21 protein-coding genes and 1 tRNA gene are annotated in these 19,000 nt (G+C 45.7%); 18 read left to right on the plus strand and 4 right to left on the minus strand.

The features are described from left to right. Positions 1-6: 6 nt before the first annotated feature. The 4 genes from ICN19_RS08470 to ICN19_RS08485 are packed head-to-tail and all read right to left on the minus strand — an operon-like array spanning position 7 to position 2,216. Positions 7-543, minus strand: coding sequence for an RDD family protein (locus ICN19_RS08470; protein WP_216247060.1), 537 nt, complete (start codon positions 541-543; stop codon positions 7-9). 7 nt (positions 544-550) lie between these two features. Continuing rightward, positions 551-1,177, minus strand: a complete 627-nt coding sequence (locus ICN19_RS08475) for a DUF3106 domain-containing protein (protein ID WP_216247061.1) — start codon at positions 1,175-1,177, stop codon at positions 551-553. A gap of 14 nt (positions 1,178-1,191) precedes the next feature. Then, positions 1,192-1,650 (minus strand): DUF3619 family protein, encoded by a 459-nt coding sequence (locus tag ICN19_RS08480; RefSeq protein WP_216247062.1) that lies wholly within the window; start codon positions 1,648-1,650, stop codon positions 1,192-1,194. Beyond that, positions 1,647-2,216: an RNA polymerase sigma factor gene (locus tag ICN19_RS08485; protein ID WP_216247063.1), complete on the minus strand. Its 570-nt coding sequence runs from the start codon at positions 2,214-2,216 to the stop codon at positions 1,647-1,649. The genes ICN19_RS08480 and ICN19_RS08485 overlap by 4 nt, the downstream gene beginning before the upstream one ends. Before the next feature lie 193 nt (positions 2,217-2,409). On the opposite strand from ICN19_RS08485, the gene ICN19_RS08490 reads away from it, so the two are divergent. The 18 genes from ICN19_RS08490 to nuoF all read left to right on the plus strand — a co-directional run bounded on the left by ICN19_RS08490 (position 2,410) and on the right by nuoF (position 18,989). Then, positions 2,410-4,197 carry an acetolactate synthase 3 catalytic subunit gene (locus tag ICN19_RS08490; protein WP_216247068.1) on the plus strand — a complete coding sequence of 596 codons (1,788 nt, stop codon included), beginning with the start codon at positions 2,410-2,412 and terminating at the stop codon, positions 4,195-4,197. Then, entirely contained in the window at positions 4,197-4,688 is a 492-nt protein-coding gene (gene ilvN, locus ICN19_RS08495) for an acetolactate synthase small subunit (protein ID WP_011902903.1), read from the plus strand. The genes ICN19_RS08490 and ilvN overlap by 1 nt, the downstream gene beginning before the upstream one ends. Before the next feature lie 50 nt (positions 4,689-4,738). Then, positions 4,739-5,755, plus strand: a complete 1,017-nt coding sequence (gene ilvC / locus ICN19_RS08500; protein ID WP_216247069.1) for a ketol-acid reductoisomerase — start codon at positions 4,739-4,741, stop codon at positions 5,753-5,755. A 42-nt stretch (positions 5,756-5,797) separates the two neighbouring features. Further along, positions 5,798-6,445, plus strand: coding sequence for a phosphatidylserine decarboxylase (locus ICN19_RS08505; protein ID WP_216247070.1), 648 nt, complete (start codon positions 5,798-5,800; stop codon positions 6,443-6,445). A gap of 28 nt (positions 6,446-6,473) precedes the next feature. Next, the gene (gene pssA / locus ICN19_RS08510) at positions 6,474-7,337 is read left to right on the plus strand and encodes a CDP-diacylglycerol--serine O-phosphatidyltransferase (protein ID WP_216247071.1); all 864 of its coding nucleotides are present in this window, start codon (positions 6,474-6,476) and stop codon (positions 7,335-7,337) included. Between the two features lie 225 nt (positions 7,338-7,562). Next, entirely contained in the window at positions 7,563-9,110 is a 1,548-nt protein-coding gene (locus ICN19_RS08515; protein WP_216247073.1) for a 2-isopropylmalate synthase, read from the plus strand. 200 nt (positions 9,111-9,310) lie between these two features. Further along, positions 9,311-9,580, plus strand: coding sequence for a 30S ribosomal protein S15 (gene rpsO / locus ICN19_RS08520; RefSeq protein ID WP_068323724.1), 270 nt, complete (start codon positions 9,311-9,313; stop codon positions 9,578-9,580). A 267-nt stretch (positions 9,581-9,847) separates the two neighbouring features. After that, positions 9,848-12,013, plus strand: a complete 2,166-nt coding sequence (gene pnp, locus ICN19_RS08525) for a polyribonucleotide nucleotidyltransferase (RefSeq protein ID WP_216247074.1) — start codon at positions 9,848-9,850, stop codon at positions 12,011-12,013. A gap of 24 nt (positions 12,014-12,037) precedes the next feature. Further along, positions 12,038-13,036 (plus strand): NAD(P)H-quinone oxidoreductase, encoded by a 999-nt coding sequence (locus ICN19_RS08530; protein ID WP_216247075.1) that lies wholly within the window; start codon positions 12,038-12,040, stop codon positions 13,034-13,036. 16 nt (positions 13,037-13,052) lie between these two features. Then, complete coding sequence (tpiA, locus tag ICN19_RS08535; protein ID WP_216247076.1) at positions 13,053-13,811, plus strand: triose-phosphate isomerase; 759 nt, start codon at positions 13,053-13,055, stop codon at positions 13,809-13,811. Between the two features lie 22 nt (positions 13,812-13,833). After that, positions 13,834-14,178, plus strand: coding sequence for a preprotein translocase subunit SecG (gene secG, locus ICN19_RS08540; protein ID WP_216247077.1), 345 nt, complete (start codon positions 13,834-13,836; stop codon positions 14,176-14,178). A gap of 86 nt (positions 14,179-14,264) precedes the next feature. Further along, positions 14,265-14,349, plus strand: a tRNA-Leu gene (locus ICN19_RS08545). 108 nt (positions 14,350-14,457) lie between these two features. Further along, positions 14,458-14,817: an NADH-quinone oxidoreductase subunit A gene (locus tag ICN19_RS08550; RefSeq protein WP_012357790.1), complete on the plus strand. Its 360-nt coding sequence runs from the start codon at positions 14,458-14,460 to the stop codon at positions 14,815-14,817. Positions 14,818-14,822: 5 nt separating this feature from the next. After that, the gene (locus tag ICN19_RS08555; RefSeq protein ID WP_011902891.1) at positions 14,823-15,305 is read left to right on the plus strand and encodes an NADH-quinone oxidoreductase subunit B family protein; all 483 of its coding nucleotides are present in this window, start codon (positions 14,823-14,825) and stop codon (positions 15,303-15,305) included. 3 nt (positions 15,306-15,308) lie between these two features. Beyond that, positions 15,309-15,908, plus strand: a complete 600-nt coding sequence (locus tag ICN19_RS08560; protein ID WP_216247078.1) for an NADH-quinone oxidoreductase subunit C — start codon at positions 15,309-15,311, stop codon at positions 15,906-15,908. A gap of 3 nt (positions 15,909-15,911) precedes the next feature. After that, on the plus strand, positions 15,912-17,165 hold the full coding sequence (locus ICN19_RS08565; RefSeq protein WP_215350019.1) for an NADH-quinone oxidoreductase subunit D: 1,254 nt from the start codon (positions 15,912-15,914) through the stop codon (positions 17,163-17,165). Between the two features lie 22 nt (positions 17,166-17,187). Next, on the plus strand, positions 17,188-17,694 hold the full coding sequence (nuoE, locus tag ICN19_RS08570) for an NADH-quinone oxidoreductase subunit NuoE (RefSeq protein WP_068323048.1): 507 nt from the start codon (positions 17,188-17,190) through the stop codon (positions 17,692-17,694). Then, positions 17,691-18,989, plus strand: coding sequence for an NADH-quinone oxidoreductase subunit NuoF (gene nuoF / locus ICN19_RS08575; protein ID WP_216214964.1), 1,299 nt, complete (start codon positions 17,691-17,693; stop codon positions 18,987-18,989). The genes nuoE and nuoF overlap by 4 nt, the downstream gene beginning before the upstream one ends. The last annotated feature ends 11 nt before the right edge of the window (positions 18,990-19,000 follow it).

Here is a 19,000-nt window from a genome sequence, read left to right on the forward strand (position 1 = left end):
ACGCTATCAAGTCAGAGTGACGAGATTTTTAGGGAGCTCGACCAAACGGGTTCCGGCTAACCGATCTGGCAGGCTTTGTCGATGCAAGTAGCTGCGACGGTCTAGGTAAATACTGAGTGGCCAAATAAACAAAGCTACCTCAAAAAGCATTTCAATGATTTGCCACTTTTCTAAATGAAAAGCCCATTGCAATAAGACGCACGGTATAAGCCACAGGGACCCATAGACATAGCGCCAAAAGGCCTGTCGCTTAGTAAGGGTGTGCCCACCTTTGCCGATGATGCGAACGCGCCATGTTTGCATGGCAAGTGTCTGACCAGATTTGGTCCAGTACCACACGAAATAAATTCCTAAAACAGCGTAGAGGTACAAAAAAGTAAGCCAACTTGGCAACGAGATACCAAATAGAATTCCTAATCCAAGATTTGGAACCAAAAAAGTAAATGCTATTACCCCTAGCAATACAAGTTGCTCATAGAGGCAGCATGAAACGCGACGCCAAAATTGAGGGGAGGGTAATACGTCTAGTTCAGCAGGCGTCATAGACTGCTTAATTGTTTGTTGGGCTGCTAGATGCGCTACCAGGTGAGCTGCTCTCTGTTGCAGATCCTGAGTTTTCTGATGGCGCTATGACAGCTGGAGGAAGGGCTGCCTTTGGGGATATGGGATGCTGTTGCAGTGTTGGCGCGTTAGCAGCAGTGGGTTTTTTCTTTGCTTCGGATTCTGCCAACTTCTTTTTTTGTTCATCGCTTAGTTTTTGGTAGGCAGTCCATGCCTCTGCCTTTTTCTCAGCAGGGAATTTGAGGCTGGCGAGATAATTTTCACGGGCAATGCGACGCTCTTTTTGGGAGAGGTTGGACCAACCGGTCATCCGCGATTGAAGTCGCTCTTGATCCTGAACGCTCATCTTCGGATAGATGTTGGCAACTTGAATCCACTTCTTACGACTATCGGGCAGCATGTAGTCCCAATCGCTTTCAAGCGGCGCAAGTATTTTCTGTTGAGCTGGCTTTAAGCCTTCCCATGTCCCGTCAGGCTTTTTCTCGGGAATGGCCGTTGCTTTCCCATTTGAAGTGTTTGGCAGTAACTGTGCGAATGCTGGGCTAACTAAAAACGCGCACAAAAAAGCACAGAGCGCTAGCCCACAAGTCTTTTGCGTTCTAGTAGTTAATGACATCAATTGAGTCGGAACTATTTGCTTTGAATAGAGTCTGATGAGCTATCTGACTCAGAGAGAGGACCATTTTTAAGAAAGGCCATAAATCCGCTATCAGCATAAGCATCTGGCGGCACATCATCAGACAATAAAGCCGCATCTACTTCAGCAATGTCATTAATGCGAGAATCATCTTGCCATTGGGCAATACCGATCAAGCCAAATACCAAGACTACCAATGGAGCAATCCAGCCCAAGGTATCCCAAGTGCTGCTAGATCCGGATGTCCAGTTACGGCCAGAGCCTGCCAAAACTTGCTTTTGAATACGTACTTTTTCTGGCTTCTTAACAGACAGCGCCTTCATACGTGCTGAATACAGGCGATCTTTAATGTTTTGAGGAATGGTTTGGGCACCTTGACGGAGCAGGGCAGCGCTAGCCTGACCAAATTGGTCGGCTTGAGTCTGGGATAGTTGGTCATCAAAGTGTTTCACAGCGTAATTCCTTTTAATTTCAATGCTTTAGCTAATGTTTGGGTGGCCCTAGAACAGTGGGTTTTAACACTTCCTTCGCTACAACTCATTGCCTGTGCCGTCTCAGTAATACTTAGCTCATCCCAATAACGCATCAGGAAGGCTTCTCGTTGACGTACAGGCAATTTAGATATTTCTGACTCCAAAGCCTGTAAAAGCTGACTTTTTTCAAGCTTTTGCGCCCCATCCTGGTGAATTTCACTGTCATCTGGAGCTGAAAGGGACTCTAAAGGGTCAAAATCATCGTTTTCATCCACTTTTTTACCCATATTGGAAAAAAGGGTGACCCAGGTATTTCTAACCTTTTGCCTTCTAAACCAGTCATGAATACAGTTCTGCAAAATTCTGGTGAAAACTAAGGGCAGTTCAGCTGCCGGTCTATCACCATATTTTTCGGCCAGTTTGATCATGGCATCTTGAACGATATCTAATGCAGCATCGTCGTCACGCACGGCGTATACCGCCTGCTTAAAGGCGCGTTGCTCAACACTGCTGAGAAAGTCAGATAGTTCTTGGGCTGATGCCATGCAATGGATTAGACCTGAATCGGTAAGAATTCAGCCATTTTAGGGGATTGCTATAGAATATAGGGCTTACTACCTAGAATCTCATTCAAGAAGTGGTTTTTTCCGGTAGCAGCGCCGTTCGAACTCAGGCCATAAGCAGGAGATAGAACAGACCAATCAATTTTTTGCCGAAAATTGCAAAGGACGAAAGAAAATGAATACAAGCAGCGCCGAATTTTTAGCTAGCAAAGCTAACAAAGACACAACAAATACAAACAATGATGCAGCGCCTCCAGAAATGATTGGCGCAGAGATGCTCGTTCATGCATTGCACAAAGAGGGTGTTGAATTTGTCTGGGGTTACCCAGGTGGATCAGTTCTCTTTATCTATGACGAAATTTTTAAGCAAGACAAGTTTGAGCACATTCTTGTTCGCCATGAGCAAGGGGCTGTTCATGCGGCTGATGGCTATGCGCGCGCAACCGGTAAGGTCGGCGTAGCACTAGTTACCTCAGGCCCAGGTGTGACTAATGCAGTGACTGGTATTGCTACTGCTTACACTGACTCGATCCCCATGGTGATCATCAGCGGTAACGTGCCAACATACGCTATTGGTGAAGACGCTTTCCAAGAGGCAGATACCGTTGGTATCACGCGCCCAGTTGTAAAACACAACTTCTTGGTCAAGGATGTTAAAGATCTTCCAATGGTGTTGAAGAAGGCCTTCCACATTGCGCAGACAGGTCGTCCTGGCCCCGTGTTGATTGACATACCAAAAGATGTCTCTGCGGCTAAGGGACCATTTGTATATCCTGATAGCCTGGAAATGCGTTCTTACAACCCTGTTGTTAAGGGTCATAGCGGACAAATTCGTAAGGCAGTAGCCCTATTGCAAGAAGCTGAGCGCCCATACATCTACACCGGCGGTGGCGTGATTTTGTCAGATGCTGCTCCCGAGTTAAAGGAGTTTGCTGATCTTTTGGGTTATCCAGTTACCAATACCCTGATGGGCTTGGGTGGATTCCCCGGAACGAGTCCACAGTTCGTGGGCATGCTCGGCATGCATGGAACATACGAAGCCAATATGGCTATGCAACACAGCGATGTATTGATTGCCATTGGCGCGCGTTTTGATGACCGTGTGATTGGTAACACTGCTCACTTTGCAAGTCATCCACGCAAAATCATTCACATTGACATCGATCCTTCCGTGATTTCTAAGCGCGTGAAGGTAGATGTTCCTATCGTTGGCAACCTCAAAGAAGTTCTGGTTGAGATGACCGCTCAAATCAAGGCAGCTGGCCCACGTAAGAATGGCGATAAAGTTGCTGCATGGTGGGATCAGATTAATGAGTGGCGCAAAAAAGATTGCTTGAAGTACGACGAAGCTTCTCAAATTGTGAAGCCGCAGTACGTTGTTCAAAAGTTATGGGAACTCACAGGTGGTGATGCATTTATTTGCTCCGACGTAGGTCAGCATCAAATGTGGGCTGCTCAGTTCTATAAGTTTGATAAGCCACGTCGTTGGATTAATTCTGGTGGTCTTGGCACTATGGGAGTTGGTTTGCCATACGCTATGGGCATCAAGAAAGCATTCCCAGATAAAGATGTATTCACCATTACCGGTGAAGGCTCTATCCAGATGTGTATTCAAGAGTTGTCGACATGCAAGCAGTACGACACTCCTGTGAAGATCGTGTCTTTGAATAACCGTTACCTAGGTATGGTTCGCCAGTGGCAGGAGCTTACTTATAACAAGCGCTACTCCAGCTCATACATGGACTCCTTGCCTGACTTTGTAAAGTTGGCTGAAGCTTATGGTCACGTTGGTATGCGTATTGAAAAGAAATCCGATGTTGAGGGCGCTCTTAAAGAAGCGATTCATTTAAAAGATCGCACCGTATTCATGGACTTCCAGACTGACCCAGAAGAAAACGTTTGGCCTATGGTTCAAGCGGGTAAGGGTATTACTGAAATGCTTTTGGGTAGTGAGGATCTCTAATGCGTCATATTATTTCTGTACTGATTGAGAACGAACCAGGCGCATTGTCACGTGTAGTAGGCCTATTTTCTGCTCGCGGCTACAACATTGACACTTTAAGTGTTGCACCTACTGAAGACCCATCTTTGTCTCGCATGACAATCGTTACCTTTGGTTCCGATGATGTCATTGAGCAAATCACTAAACACTTAAACCGTTTGGTTGAAGTTGTTAAGGTATTTGATTTGAGTGAAGGTCCTCATATTGAGCGTGAGCTCATGATGATTAAGGTTCGTGCTGTAGGAAAAGAGCGTGAAGAGCTCAAGCGCACTACCGATATCTTCCGCGGTCGCATCATTGATGTGACTGATAAGAGTTACACCATTGAGTTGACTGGCGATGGTGCCAAGCTGGATGCCTTTATTGATTCGATCGATCGCGCATCGATTTTGGAAACTGTTCGCTCGGGCGGTTCCGGAATTGGTCGTGGAGAACGCATCCTCAAGGTTTAATTTTTTAACTAATTACTGCATTAATTACATTTTCAATACAAGGAAAGAGCATGAAAGTTTTTTACGATAAAGACGCTGATTTGTCCCTCATTAAGGGCAAGAAAGTCACCATCATTGGTTATGGTTCACAAGGTCACGCGCACGCATTGAACCTCAAAGATTCTGGCGTTAACGTTACTGTTGGTTTGCGTAAAGATGGTGCTTCCTGGAGCAAGGCGGCGAATGCTGGCTTGAAAGTTAAAGAAGTTGGCGAAGCTGTTAAAGATGCAGACGTAGTAATGATGCTCTTGCCTGATGAGCAAATCGCTGATGTTTACAACAAAGAAGTTCACGGCAATATCAAGCAGGGCGCTGCTCTTGCTTTTGCTCACGGCTTTAATGTTCACTACGGTCAAGTTCAGCCACGTGCTGATTTAGACGTGATCATGATCGCTCCTAAGGCTCCTGGCCACACAGTACGTGGTACTTACGCACAAGGTGGCGGCGTACCTCATTTGATCGCTGTGTACCAAGACAAGTCTGGTTCTGCACGTGATGTTGCTTTGTCATACGCAACTGCAAACGGCGGCGGTCGTGCTGGCATCATCGAAACAAACTTCCGTGAAGAAACTGAAACTGACTTGTTCGGTGAGCAGGCTGTTCTCTGTGGTGGCGCAGTTGAGTTGATCAAAGCTGGTTTTGAAACTTTGGTTGAGGCAGGTTACGCTCCTGAGATGGCTTACTTCGAGTGCTTACATGAGCTCAAGTTAATCGTTGACTTGATCTACGAAGGTGGCATCGCCAACATGAACTACTCAATCTCTAACAATGCTGAGTATGGTGAGTATGTAACTGGTCCACGCGTAGTTACTGAAGATACTAAGAATGCAATGCGTCAGTGCTTGAAAGATATTCAAACTGGTGAGTATGCAAAGAGCTTCATCTTGGAAAACAAAGCGGGTGCGCCTACTTTGATTTCTCGTCGTCGTTTGAACGCAGAACATGACATCGAAGTAGTGGGCGCTAAATTACGCGCTATGATGCCTTGGATTGCTAAGAACAAGTTGGTTGACCAGACTAAAAACTAAGCAACTAACCAATAGAAGTAAATAAAAAGGCTCAGAACAAAGATGATGTATCCACACCCCATTATTGCGAAAGAAGGATGGCCGTATTTGGCGTTAGTGGGGGCGGTGACTTTACTTGTCCACTATCTCGGTGGGATTGCCTGGTCATGGCCTCTTTGGATCATCTTTATCTTTGTTCTGCAGTTCTTCCGTGATCCGCAGCGTATACCTGCAATGGGTCGCGATCTAGTTTTATCTCCAGCTGATGGTCGCATTGTGGTTGTTGAAAAAACTAATGATCCTTATGCTGGTCGTGAGGCGCTCAAAATTAGCGTATTCATGAATGTATTCAATGTTCACTCTAACCGTAGCGCAGTAAATGGCTTGGTGAAAGAGATCCAGTATTTCCCTGGTAAGTTTGTAAACGCAGATTTAGATAAAGCATCAACAGAGAATGAGCGCAATGCTGTTGTGATTGATGCCAATGGTCAAATCGTTACCTTAGTTCAGGTTGCTGGTTTGATTGCGCGCCGCATCCTCTGCTATATCCATGTTGGTGATCGTCTCAAAGCAGGCGAGCGTTATGGATTTATTCGCTTTGGTTCGCGTGTGGATGTGTATTTGCCACTAACCGCCGAACCATTGGTGAGTGTTGGTGATAAAGTGTTTGCAACAAATACAGCTTTGGCACGTTTGCCTGGCTTAGATTGATTCGAAATATTATTCACTAGGATATTTTTTGACTACATTTCGCCGTCGTGGTCGCATAGACCGAAGCCGCCTGTCCCACAAGCATACTGCCACCTCTGATCACCAGTGGGCTGATGAGTTGGGCGATGGGATAGATTACGAAGTAGAAGAGTTGCATCCTCAAAAGCCCCGCTTACGTAGCAAGGGCATTTATCTCTTACCAAATGCATTTACTACTGCCGCTTTGTTTTGCGGCTTCTTTGCTATTGTGAATGCGATGAACCATCAGTTTGAGATGGCAGCCATTGCGATCTTTGCATCTCTAGTCTTGGATGGAATGGATGGTCGGGTGGCGCGCATGACTAACACTCAGAGTGCGTTTGGTGAGCAATATGATTCACTTGCCGATATGGTCTCCTTTGGTGTTGCGCCTGCATTGGTCGCATACGAATGGGCCCTAAAAGATTTGGGTAAATGGGGTTGGTTAGCTGCATTTACTTACTGCGCTGGTGCTGCTTTGCGTTTGGCGCGCTTCAACGTCAACACAGGCGTAGTGGACAAGAAGTTTTTCCAGGGCTTGCCAAGCCCAGCAGCTGGCGCCTTAATGGCCGGCTTCATTTGGTTAGCTGATGACAACAAGATTCCGGTGCGAGATACTGCGATTCCCTGGGTTACTTTCTTTATTGCAGTCTATGCTGGTTTAACGATGGTTTCTAATGCCCGTTTTTACAGTGGCAAAGCCTTAGATGTACGCTACCGTGTGCCTTTTGGCGTCATGGTTCTGATGATCCTCACGTTTGTTTTGATCTCATCAAATCCGCCGTTGACTCTATTCGGCTTGTTTGTGGTCTATTCCATATCCGGCTACGTCATTTGGGCATGGGAACGACTCAGTGGAAAGCGTTTTAGCTAATTCCACAATTTTGGGGTATAGTAATTCTATGACTATGAATTTCTCACTTTTATCTAGCCTTCTTCTGCTAGCACTAAGCCTAAAGCTTGGGGCGGGTAAGGCCTGAGTTAATGAGATAAAAGATATTCATTAGCCACCACATACCAGCCCCAGCAAATTGCTGGGGTTTTTGTTTTATAAGATTGTATTAATGAGTTCAGCAGCATTTAAAACCGGAGAGTAGTAATGAGCGACAAAGTAATCATTTTTGATACCACCTTACGTGATGGCGAGCAGTCACCAGGCGCATCAATGACTAAAGACGAAAAAGTGCGAATTGCGCGCCAGTTAGAGCGTCTTAAAGTTGATGTGATCGAGGCTGGTTTTGCAGCAAGCTCTGAAGGTGACTTCCAGGCTATTTCTGCTGTGGCGGCTGCTGTCAAAGATTCGATTGTTTGCTCACTCGCCAGAGCCAATGACAAAGACATTACCCGTGCTGCTGATGCGTTGCAAGCGGCTAATGCAAAGCGTATTCATGCATTCTTGGCCACAAGTCCATTGCATATGGCTGTGAAGTTGCGTATGTCTCCAGAAGAGGTTTTGGAGCAAGCTAAACGCTCTATTCGTTTTGCGCGTAACTTGGCTGCTGATATTGAATTCTCTGCTGAGGATGGTTATCGATCTGAGATGGATTTCTTGTGCAGAGTCGTTGAGGCCGTAATTAAGGAAGGTGCATCCACCATTAATATTCCAGATACGGTTGGTTACGCAACCCCTGAGTTGTATGGTGAGTTTATTAAGACTTTGCGCACACGAGTGCCTAATTCAGATAAAGCAGTGTGGTCAGTGCATTGCCATAATGACTTGGGTATGGCTGTTGCGAACTCTTTGGCTGGCGTCAAGATCGGCGGAGCTCGTCAAATCGAGTGCACGATTAATGGCTTGGGCGAACGTGCAGGTAATACTGCATTAGAAGAAATCGTGATGTCATTGCGTACCCGCAAGGATTACTTTGATATGGTTTGCGGCATTGATGCTACCCAAATCGTGCCAGCCTCAAAGTTGGTTTCCCAGATAACTGGTTTTGTTGTGCAGCCTAATAAGGCGGTGGTTGGCGCTAATGCCTTTGCGCACACATCAGGTATTCACCAAGACGGCATATTGAAAAACCGTGACACCTATGAAATCATGCGCGCAGAAGATGTGGGTTGGTCAGCAAACAAAATTGTTTTGGGTAAGTTATCAGGTCGCAATGCTTTCAAACAACGCTTGCAAGAATTGGGTATTACGGTTGAAGCTGAGGCTGATTTGAATGAAGCGTTTACTCGTTTTAAGGCCTTGGCAGATCAGAAGTCTGAGATTTTTGATGAAGATATTATTGCCATCATGTCTGATTCAGCTGCAGCAGAAGAGGGCGAGCATTACAAATTTATCTCCTTAAGCCAGCATTCTGAAACTGGTGAACGCCCTAAGTCACGTGTGACTTTCCGCATGGGTGACAAAGAGATTAGTTCAGAAGCAGAAGGCAACGGACCGGTTGATGCTAGCTTGAATGCGATTGAGGGCATTGCTAAAAGCGGGGCAGAGCAGTTGCTTTATTCAGTGAATGCAATTACCTCTGGCACACAATCCCAGGGTGAAGTGACTGTTCGTTTGGCTAAAGGCGGTCGTATTGTGAATGGTGTGGGCACTGATCCCGACATCATTGCAGCCTCTGCGAAGGCCTACTTGTCAGCCTTAAACAAGTTACATGACCCGAGTCAGGCTAAGTTAAACGCTCAAATGACCCCTTAAAATCCATAAGTCATTGTTTTATATATGTATTTTTATTAAACCGCCTCTTTGGCGGTTTTTTCTTACTCGGACTTCAGTCTTGATTCATCTGCTACAATTCGAGGGCTTTGATTTATAAAGCTTTTTTGTATTATTTTGTTAATCACGCACGACACTTATTGGGTGAAAGCTCAGGTGTTCGCAAGTTAGGAGTATTAAAAATGGCAGTTGCTGATATTAAAACGGCGGAAATCGTCAAAGAAAACGCGCGCAGCGCAAACGATACGGGTAGCCCTGAAGTTCAAGTTTCATTGCTCACAGCCCGCATCAATGAATTAACCCCCCATTTCAAGGCTAACGCTAAAGATCATCACAGCCGTCGTGGTTTGTTGAAGATGGTTTCACGTCGCCGTCGTCTCTTGGATTACCTCAAAGGCAAAGATTTGGATCGCTATCGCGCATTGATTGAGAAATTAGGTCTCCGTAAGTAATTCTTATCGGTATGCAATGCCATCTATCTTAGGGTTGTTTCTTCACAGAATCAGTCTTAAGCAGATGGCATGTTTTTTGGGCGTTTCAAGATTATTTGTGTAGGGGATTGTGTCATTCCAATGAGCTTCTGATGTTTGTTCAGAGCCTCCCTGGAATGGCATCCCTTGTGATCTTAAATCGCTCCAGTGTTGTCGTGACACTGCTTTATCCCACGACAAGCGCAATGCTCATGTGAGTCTTGCGTGAACAATTTGGAGAAGATCAGAATGACTATGTTTAAAAAAGCAGTAAAAAGTTTTCAATGGGGCAATCATCAAGTAACAATGGAGACAGGCGAGATTGCTCGTCAAGCTGGTGGTGCCGTTATCGTTAACGTAGATGACACAGTAGTAATGGGTACAGTCGTAGCCTCTAAGTCTGCAAAGCCAGGCCAATCATTTTTCCCATTGACTGTTGATTACTTAGAAAAAACTTACGCAGCAGGCAAGATCCCTGGTGGCTTCTTCCGTCGTGAAGGTCGTCCATCTGAAGGTGAGACATTGATCTCCCGTTTGATTGACCGTCCATTGCGTCCATTGTTCCCAGAAGGTTTCTTGAACGAAGTTCAGGTTGTGGTGCACGTTTTGTCCATCAACCCAGACGTACCTGCTGATATTCCTGCTTTGATCGCTGCTTCTGCAGCCTTAGCTGTTTCAGGCATCCCATTTGCTGGACCAGTTGGTGCCGCACGTGTTGGTTATGCAAATGGTCAGTACCTTTTGAATCCAACCCGTACAGAACAGGCTACTAGCGAACTCGATTTGATCGTTGCAGGTACACAAGCAGCTGTATTGATGGTTGAGTCTGAAGCAAATCAATTATCTGAAGATGTAATGTTGGGTGCAGTTGTATATGGTCATGACCAAATGCAAACAGCCATCAATGCTATTAACGATTTAGTTCGTGAAGCTGGCAAACCTGAGTGGGATTGGACTGCGGCTCCTAAAGATGAGCCATTTATCGCTAAGGTAACTGCATTGGCTGAAGCACCATTGCGTGAGGCTTATCAGATTCGTCAAAAGGGTGCTCGTTCAGACAAGCTCAAAGAAATTTCTAAAGAAGTAATGGCTAAGTTATCCGAAGAGGGTGATGTTGATGCTGTTGCTGTGAGTGACATCATGTTTGAAATCGAAGCGAAGATTGTGCGTAGCCAGATTTTGAATGGTGAGCCACGTATTGATGGTCGCGATACACGTACAGTTCGTCCAATCGAAATTCGTAACGGCGTATTGCCACGTACACACGGCTCTGCTTTGTTTACTCGTGGCGAAACGCAAGCTCTCGTAGTGGCTACTTTAGGTACTGCACGTGACGAGCAAATTATTGATGCGCTCGAGGGTGAATACCGCGATCGTTTCATGTTCCACTACAACATGCCTCCGTTTGCTACTGGCGAAACAGGTCGGGTAGGTAGCCCTAAGCGTCGTGAAATTGGTCATGGTCGTTTGGCTAAACGTGCATTAATTCCAGTATTGCCAAGTGCAGAAGATTTTGCATACAGCATTCGTGTGGTTTCAGAGATTACTGAGTCCAATGGCTCGTCATCAATGGCTTCTGTTTGCGGCGGCTGTTTGGCTATGATGGACGCTGGTGTTCCAGTTAAAGCGCACGTTGCTGGCGTAGCTATGGGTTTGATCCTTGATGGCAATCGTTTTGCTGTGTTGACAGACATCTTGGGTGATGAAGATCACTTAGGTGATATGGACTTTAAAGTTGCTGGTACAGCGAACGGTATTACTGCTTTGCAGATGGATATCAAAGTTCAAGGTATCACTAAAGAAATTATGCAAGTAGCTTTGGCGCAAGCTAAAGAAGGTCGCTTGCACATCTTGAGCAAAATGCAAGAAGCGATGGGTTCAGTTCGTACAGAATTGTCAGCACACGCTCCACGCATGGTTTCTTTCAAGATTCATCCAGACAAGATTCGTGAAGTAATCGGTAAAGGCGGCGCAACAATTCAAGCGTTGACCAAAGAAACTGGTTGCAGCATCGATATTAAAGATGACGGTACTGTAACGATTGCCTCTACATCTGCTGAAGGCATGGCAGAAGCAAAAGCACGCATTGAAGGCATTACTGCTGAAGCTGAAGTAGGTAAGATCTATGAAGGCCCAGTAGTTAAGTTGCTCGAATTCGGTGCTTTGGTAAACATTCTTCCAGGTAAAGATGGTCTCTTGCATATTTCCGAGATTTCCAATGAGCGCGTAAAAGAAGTTAAAGACTATTTGGCAGAAGGCCAAGTAGTGCGCGTGAAATTGTTGGCTGCTGATGAGCGTGGTCGTTTGCGTTTGTCACTGAAAGCTGCGATGGCTGATGAGGGCGGCACGATTGCTCCTTTGGCTGGCGCGGCTGAAGTGGCTGCTGAGGCTCCGGCATCTGGCGAATCTGCTTAATTACATAAGCCGGTAGGAATATCTATGCGCGTAATTGAAATCAAAGAATTTGGCGCCCCAGAAATGTTGGTGCCAACCACTCGCCCTGATCCAGTAGCTCCGGCTGCTGGCACTGGTGAAATTTTGATCAAAGTTTTTGCAGCTGGAATCAATCGTCCTGACGTTTTGCAACGCAAAGGGCATTACCCAGTTCCTGCGGGCGCATCCGATATTCCTGGTCTTGAAGTGGCTGGCGAGATTGTTGGCGGTGATTTATCTCACTCTGATAATGTATTTGGATTGAAGCTTGGCGATAAGGTTTGCGCATTGGTTCAAGGTGGTGGCTATGCAGAATTATGTACCGCACCTGTTGCTCAGTGCCTTCCATACCCTAAAGGATTTAGCGACCAAGAGGCCGCCGCTTTGCCGGAAACTTTTTACACTGTTTGGAGCAATGTCTTCATGCGTGGTGAACTGACTGAAGGCGAGACCTTATTGGTTCAAGGTGGTTCCAGTGGAATTGGAGTTACTGCCATCTTGATTGCAAAAGCCTTGGGTCACAAAGTTTTTGTTACTGCTGGTACCGATGAAAAGTGTGCTGCTTGCGTGGCCTTAGGTGCTGATCTTGCTATCAATTACAAGACACAAGATTTTGTTGAGGAAGTCAAAAAAGCTACAGATGGCAAGGGTGTCAATGTCATTTTGGACATGGTTACCGGCGCTTATGTGCAAAAGGAAATTGATTGCTTGGCTGATGATGGCCGCATCGTGATCATTGCTATCCAGGGTGGGTCTAAAGCTGAAGTAAGTACCAATCAGATTTTGCGTCGACGCTTGACTATTACCGGTTCAACATTGCGTCCACGCCCAGTTTCTTTTAAGAAGCAAATCACTAAACAGTTGTTTGAAAATGTTTGGCCTTTGCTTAATGCTGGCAAGCTCAAACCAGTTATCTATAAAACATTTACGCTAGATCAGGCCGCTGATGCTCATGCATTAATGGAGTCATCTGAACACGTTGGCAAAATCGTTTTAACTGTTTAGATAATTCAACACCCCTATGCGACCACTCATCGTTATCGGCAATTGGAAAATGAATGGCAGTCTTGCAAGTAATCAAGACTGGATCAAGACCGTTGCTCGTGGCATGGAGAGTGGAATGCCATCAGGTCGTAGATATGCTGTATGTCCACCATTTCCCTATTTGCCTCAGTGTGCCGAATTAATCAAGGCGCATTCAATGGCCTTTTTAAGTCTAGGTGCTCAAGATGCCTCAGCTTATGGATCTGGCGCCTATACGGGCGAAGTTGCAGCTTCAATGCTCAAAGAAATGGGCTGTATTTATGTCATTGTTGGCCACTCAGAACGTCGTCAAATGCATCATGAAGTGGATGAGGTTGTAGCAGCAAAAGCCCTTCAGGTTTTAGATAATGGCATGACGCCAGTTATTTGCGTTGGTGAGACTGCGGATGAGAGAAATTCTGGTAGAGCAGAAGAGATTGTTTGCTCACAGGTTGCTAAACAGGTTAGTGTTCTGCAGGATCGCTTGGCAGACTGTCTGATTGCCTATGAGCCTGTTTGGGCTATTGGCACTGGCAAAGTTGCAAGTGCTCAGGTGGCTCAAGACATGCATCGAGCTATTCGCTTGCAATTAGCCGAATTTAACGAAGATGTAGCGTCTCACGTTGGAATTTTGTATGGCGGCAGTGTCAAGCCTGACAATGCTGTTGAATTGTTTGCCATGCCGGATATTGATGGTGGATTGGTTGGGGGTGCTTCATTGAATCCCCAGGACTTTCTTGCTATCTGCCAGGCATAGATTTTTTATTTGGAGATAAGCTGTGGAATGGTTTAAGACTTTATTAATCGTATTGCAGGTAATTTCAGCCTTGGCTGTGATTCTCTTGGTTCTATTGCAGCAGGGTAAGGGTGCCGATATGGGTGCAGCCTTTGGTTCAGGCTCCTCTGGAAGCCTTTTTGGCGCCAGTGGCTCTGCCAACTTCCTATCCCATGCAACTGCTATTTTTGCTGCTGTTTTCTTTATCAGCACTTTGGGTATTACCTGGATTGGTAACAAGAAAGAAGTGAGCCCAGGTGTTCTTTCTGGAACGGTAGCCCCAGCAGTGGCACCAACAGTCCCTGTTGCTCCAGTTCAAGACCCAACTAAGCCAGCAGTTCCTAAGTAAAAAAGTAGGTTTTTACGTATTTAAATGCCTCAAAAATGGGGTAGTGAAGTGGTGCAATGCAGTAGAATTAATGGGTTTTGCAAGATGCCGACGTGGTGAAATTGGTAGACACGCTATCTTGAGGGGGTAGTGGCTTAGGCTGTGCGAGTTCGAGTCTCGCCGTCGGCACCAAAAACGAGTATTGATAAGGGTTTTTGCCCTAAATCAATGCTTTATGTAGTGGAATAATTAATAATTTGCTGCTTTTAGGATTTACCAGACAAACGAATCAGGGCTATTTTGAATCTCGCTAATTACTTTCCTGTTCTGCTTTTTATCCTCGTAGGCATTGGGGTGGGATTAGTCCCCATGTTCCTCGGAAAAATACTGGCTCCTTCGAAGCCTGATGCTGAAAAACTCTCTCCGTATGAGTGCGGTTTTGAAGCTTTCGAAGATGCGCGTATGAAGTTTGACGTGCGCTACTACTTAATTGCCATTCTCTTCATCCTGTTTGACTTAGAAACTGCATTCCTATTCCCATGGGGTGTAGCGCTACGTGATATTGGATGGCTTGGCTACGCCTCTATGGTGATCTTCCTCTTGGAATTCATTGTGGGATTTGTATATATCTGGAAAAAGGGCGCTCTCGACTGGGAGTGATAGATATGGCATTAGAAGGCGTTCTCAAAGAAGGTTTTGTTACCACTACAGCTGACCAGTTGATTAACTGGACTCGTAATGGTTCTTTATGGCCTATGACCTTCGGTCTGGCCTGCTGCGCGGTAGAGATGATGCATGCTGGCGCATCCCGTTATGACTTAGACCGTTTTGGCGTGGTATTCCGCCCATCTCCACGTCAATCAGACTTGATGATTGTGGCTGGTACTTTATGTAACAAGATGGCTCCAGCTTTGCGTAAGGTTTATGACCAAATGCCTGAACCACGTTGGGTGATCTCAATGGGTTCTTGCGCAAATGGCGGTGGCTACTACCATAACTCGTATTCAGTTGTTCGCGGTTGTGACCGCATCGTGCCAGTGGATATTTATGTTCCTGGTTGCCCTCCAACTGCGGAAGCGTTGATCTACGGAATTATCCAGTTGCAATCCAAGATCGCACGTACCAGCACGATTGCGCGGAAGGCTTAAATCATGTCAGATCGTTTAAATCAATTAGCCGCCAATTTAGAAAAAGTTTTAGGTAAGCGTGTTCAATCAATTGAGATTGCATTGGGTGAAGTTACTGTAGTCGTTAACCCAGATACCTATTTAGAATCCGCCCTGTTGTTGCGTGATGATCCATCTCTTGCCTTTGAGCAATTGATTGATTTGTGTGGCGTGGATTATCAAGACTTCCGTGATGGCGCGTGGGGTGGTCAGCGCTTTGGTGTTGTGAGTCATTTGCTTTCTATAGAACATAACTGGCGCTTGCGTGTTCGTGTGTTTGCACCTGACGATAGCTATCCATTGGTTGCCTCAATTACTCCGGTGTGGAATTCCGCTAACTGGTTTGAACGTGAAGCGTTTGACCTCTACGGTATTTTGTTTGAAGGTCATGACGACTTACGTCGCATCTTGACCGACTATGGCTTTATTGGTCATCCATTTAGAAAAGATTTCCCAATCAGTGGCAATGTGGAAATGCGTTATGACCCAGAGTTGAAGCGTGTTGTCTATCAGCCGGTCACGATTGAGGCTCGCGAAATTACTCCACGCATTGTTCGTGAAGAGCAGTACGGAGGTCCGGTTTAAGTCATGGCACAAATTAAGAACTACACCCTCAATTTTGGCCCTCAGCATCCTGCTGCCCACGGCGTATTGCGTTTAGTGCTTGAGCTCGACGGTGAGGTGATCCAACGCGCCGATCCGCATATTGGTTTGTTGCACCGCGCTACAGAAAAATTAGCTGAAACTCGTACATGGATTCAAAACGTTCCATACATGGATCGCTTGGATTATGTTTCGATGATGTCCAATGAGCATGCCTATGTCATGGCCATTGAAAAGTTATTGCAAGTAGATGTTCCTTTGCGTGCTCAGTACATACGTGTGATGTATGACGAGTTAACTCGCTTATTGAACCACTTACTTTGGATTGGTTGTCACGGTCTTGACGTTGGTGCGATGGCGGTGTTCCTTTATGCCTTCCGCGATCGTGAAGATATCTTTGATATGTATGAAGCAGTATCTGGCGCACGTATGCATGCTGCTTACTATCGTCCAGGTGGTGTATATCGTGATTTGCCAGATCAAATGGCTCAGTACGATAAATCTAAGATTCGCAGCGCTTCTGCAGTAAAGCGTTTGAATGAAAACCGTAGCGGCACCTTGTTGGATTTCATTGAACAATTTACGAATGGCTTTGATGCCAATGTTGACGAGTATTGCAATCTTTTAACGGATAACCGTATTTGGAAGCAGCGCTTAGTCAATATTGGTATTGTGACTCCTGAGCGTGCATTGCAACTGGGTTTCACTGGTCCAATGTTGCGCGGTTCTGGCATCGAATGGGATTTGCGTAAGAAGCAGCCATACGAAGTGTATGACCGTCTCGACTTTGATATTCCGGTTGGCGTGAATGGCGACTCTTATGATCGTTATTTAGTGCGTATGGAAGAAATGCGTCAATCAAACCGCATTATCAAGCAGTGCGTAGCTTGGTTGAAAGCAAATCCAGGTCCTGTCATGAGCGATAACCATAAGGTTTCTCCACCGAAGCGTGTGGATATGAAAACCAATATGGAAGAATTGATTCACCATTTCAAACTCTTTACCGAGGGTATTCACGTTCCTGATGGCGAGGCCTACTCTGCTGTTGAGCATCCTAAAGGTGAGTTTGGTATTTACTTGATTTCAGATGGTGCCAATAAACCCTATCGCATGAAGATACGTGCACCAGGTTTCGTGCATTTATCTGCAATGGATGAGATGTCACGTGGCCATATGTTGGCTGATGCGGTAACCATCATCGGTACCCAAGATATCGTGTTCGGGGAGATTGACCGCTAATTAGCGTGCCAAGGATTATTTAATGACTACAACTCTTCAACTATCCGATAAAACAATGGCTGATATTCATCGCAATATCGCCAAGTACCCACCAGAGCACAAGCAATCTGCGGTAATGGCTTGCTTAATTGCCGCTCAAACAGAGGTGGGCTGGGTTTCTCCTGAAGTGATCGAAACTATTGCTCAGATCTTAGAAATGCCAAGCATTGCAGTGGATGAAGTGGCTACTTTCTACAATATGTACAACACCAAAAAAATTGGTAAGTACAAATTGGTAATTTGCACAAACTTGCCATGCCAGTTAACGCATGGTGAAACTGCTGCTACTTACCTCAAAGAAACACTTGGCATTGGCTATAACGAAACAACTCCATGTGGTACGTTTACTCTCAAAGAGGGTGAGTGCATGGGTGCATGTGGTGATTCACCAGTAATGCTTGTGAATGACAAGCGTATGTGCAGCTTCATGAGCAAAGAAAAGATTGATGCATTGTTAAATGAATTACGTGCAGAAGGGAAAGCAGCATGACCAGCTTGCACGATCGTCATATCAAGCCTTTGATCCTCGCGGGATTAAATGGTGATAACTGGCGTCTAAAAGATTACGAAAGCCGTGGTGGTTATCAGCAACTACGTCGTTTGATTAACGACAAAGTTGCGCCAGATGCCATCATTGCAGAATTGAAGGCTTCATCACTGCGTGGACGTGGTGGTGCGGGCTTCCCGACTGGTTTGAAGTGGAGCTTTATGCCGCGTCAATTCCCGGGGCAAAAATATTTAGTTTGTAATAGTGACGAAGGTGAGCCGGGTACTTTTAAAGACCGCGACATCATGCGCTACAACCCGCATGCTTTGATTGAAGGCATGATTATTGGTGCGTACACCATGGGTATTACAACTGGCTACAACTATATCCATGGCGAAATCTGGGAAGTGTATTCACGCTTTGAAGAGGCCTTGGAAGAAGCGCGTGCTGCAGGTTATTTGGGCGACAAAATTTTAGGTAGCGATTTTTCATTCCAATTGCATGCATCTCCAGGTTGGGGTGCTTACATTTGCGGCGAAGAAACTGCATTGTTGGAGTCCTTGGAGGGCAAGAAGGGTCAACCACGCTTTAAGCCTCCTTTCCCAGCAAGCTTTGGTTTATATGGCAAGCCAACAACGATTAACAACACCGAAACATTCGCTGCTGTGCCATTCATTTTGGCAATTGGTGGTCAGGCTTACTTAGATCTTGGTAAGCCCAATAACGGCGGAACAAAAATCTTCTCTATCTCTGGTGACGTGGTTCATCCAGGTAACTATGAGATTCCATTGGGCACACCTTTTGCAGAGCTATTGAAGCTTGCTGGTGGTATGCGTGATGGCAAGGCATTAAAAGCTGTTATTCCTGGTGGTTCATCTTCTCCAGTTGTGCCTGGCGCACAAATGATGGAACTCACAATGGATTACGACAGCATTGCTAAAGCTGGTTCGATGCTGGGTTCTGGTGCCGTCATTGTGATGAATGAAACGCGTTGCATGGTTCGTGCATTAGAGCGCTTGTCTTACTTCTATCACGAGGAATCATGTGGTCAGTGCACTCCTTGTCGTGAAGGTACTGGTTGGTTATGGCGCATTGTTCACCGTATTGAGCATGGAGAAGGGCGTCCAGAGGATTTGGATTTGCTTAATGACGTAGCAGCCAATATTCAGGGTCGTACGATTTGCGCTTTAGGTGATGCAGCGGCGATGCCAGTACGTGGCATGTTGAAGCATTACATGGATGAATTTGCGTATCACGTAGAACATAAGCGATGCTTAGATTCTGCAAAACCTTTATAAAGATTTAGAGC

This window comes from Polynucleobacter sp. AP-Capit-er-40B-B4 (genome assembly GCF_018882245.1).
Lineage (GTDB): Bacteria > Pseudomonadota > Gammaproteobacteria > Burkholderiales > Burkholderiaceae > Polynucleobacter.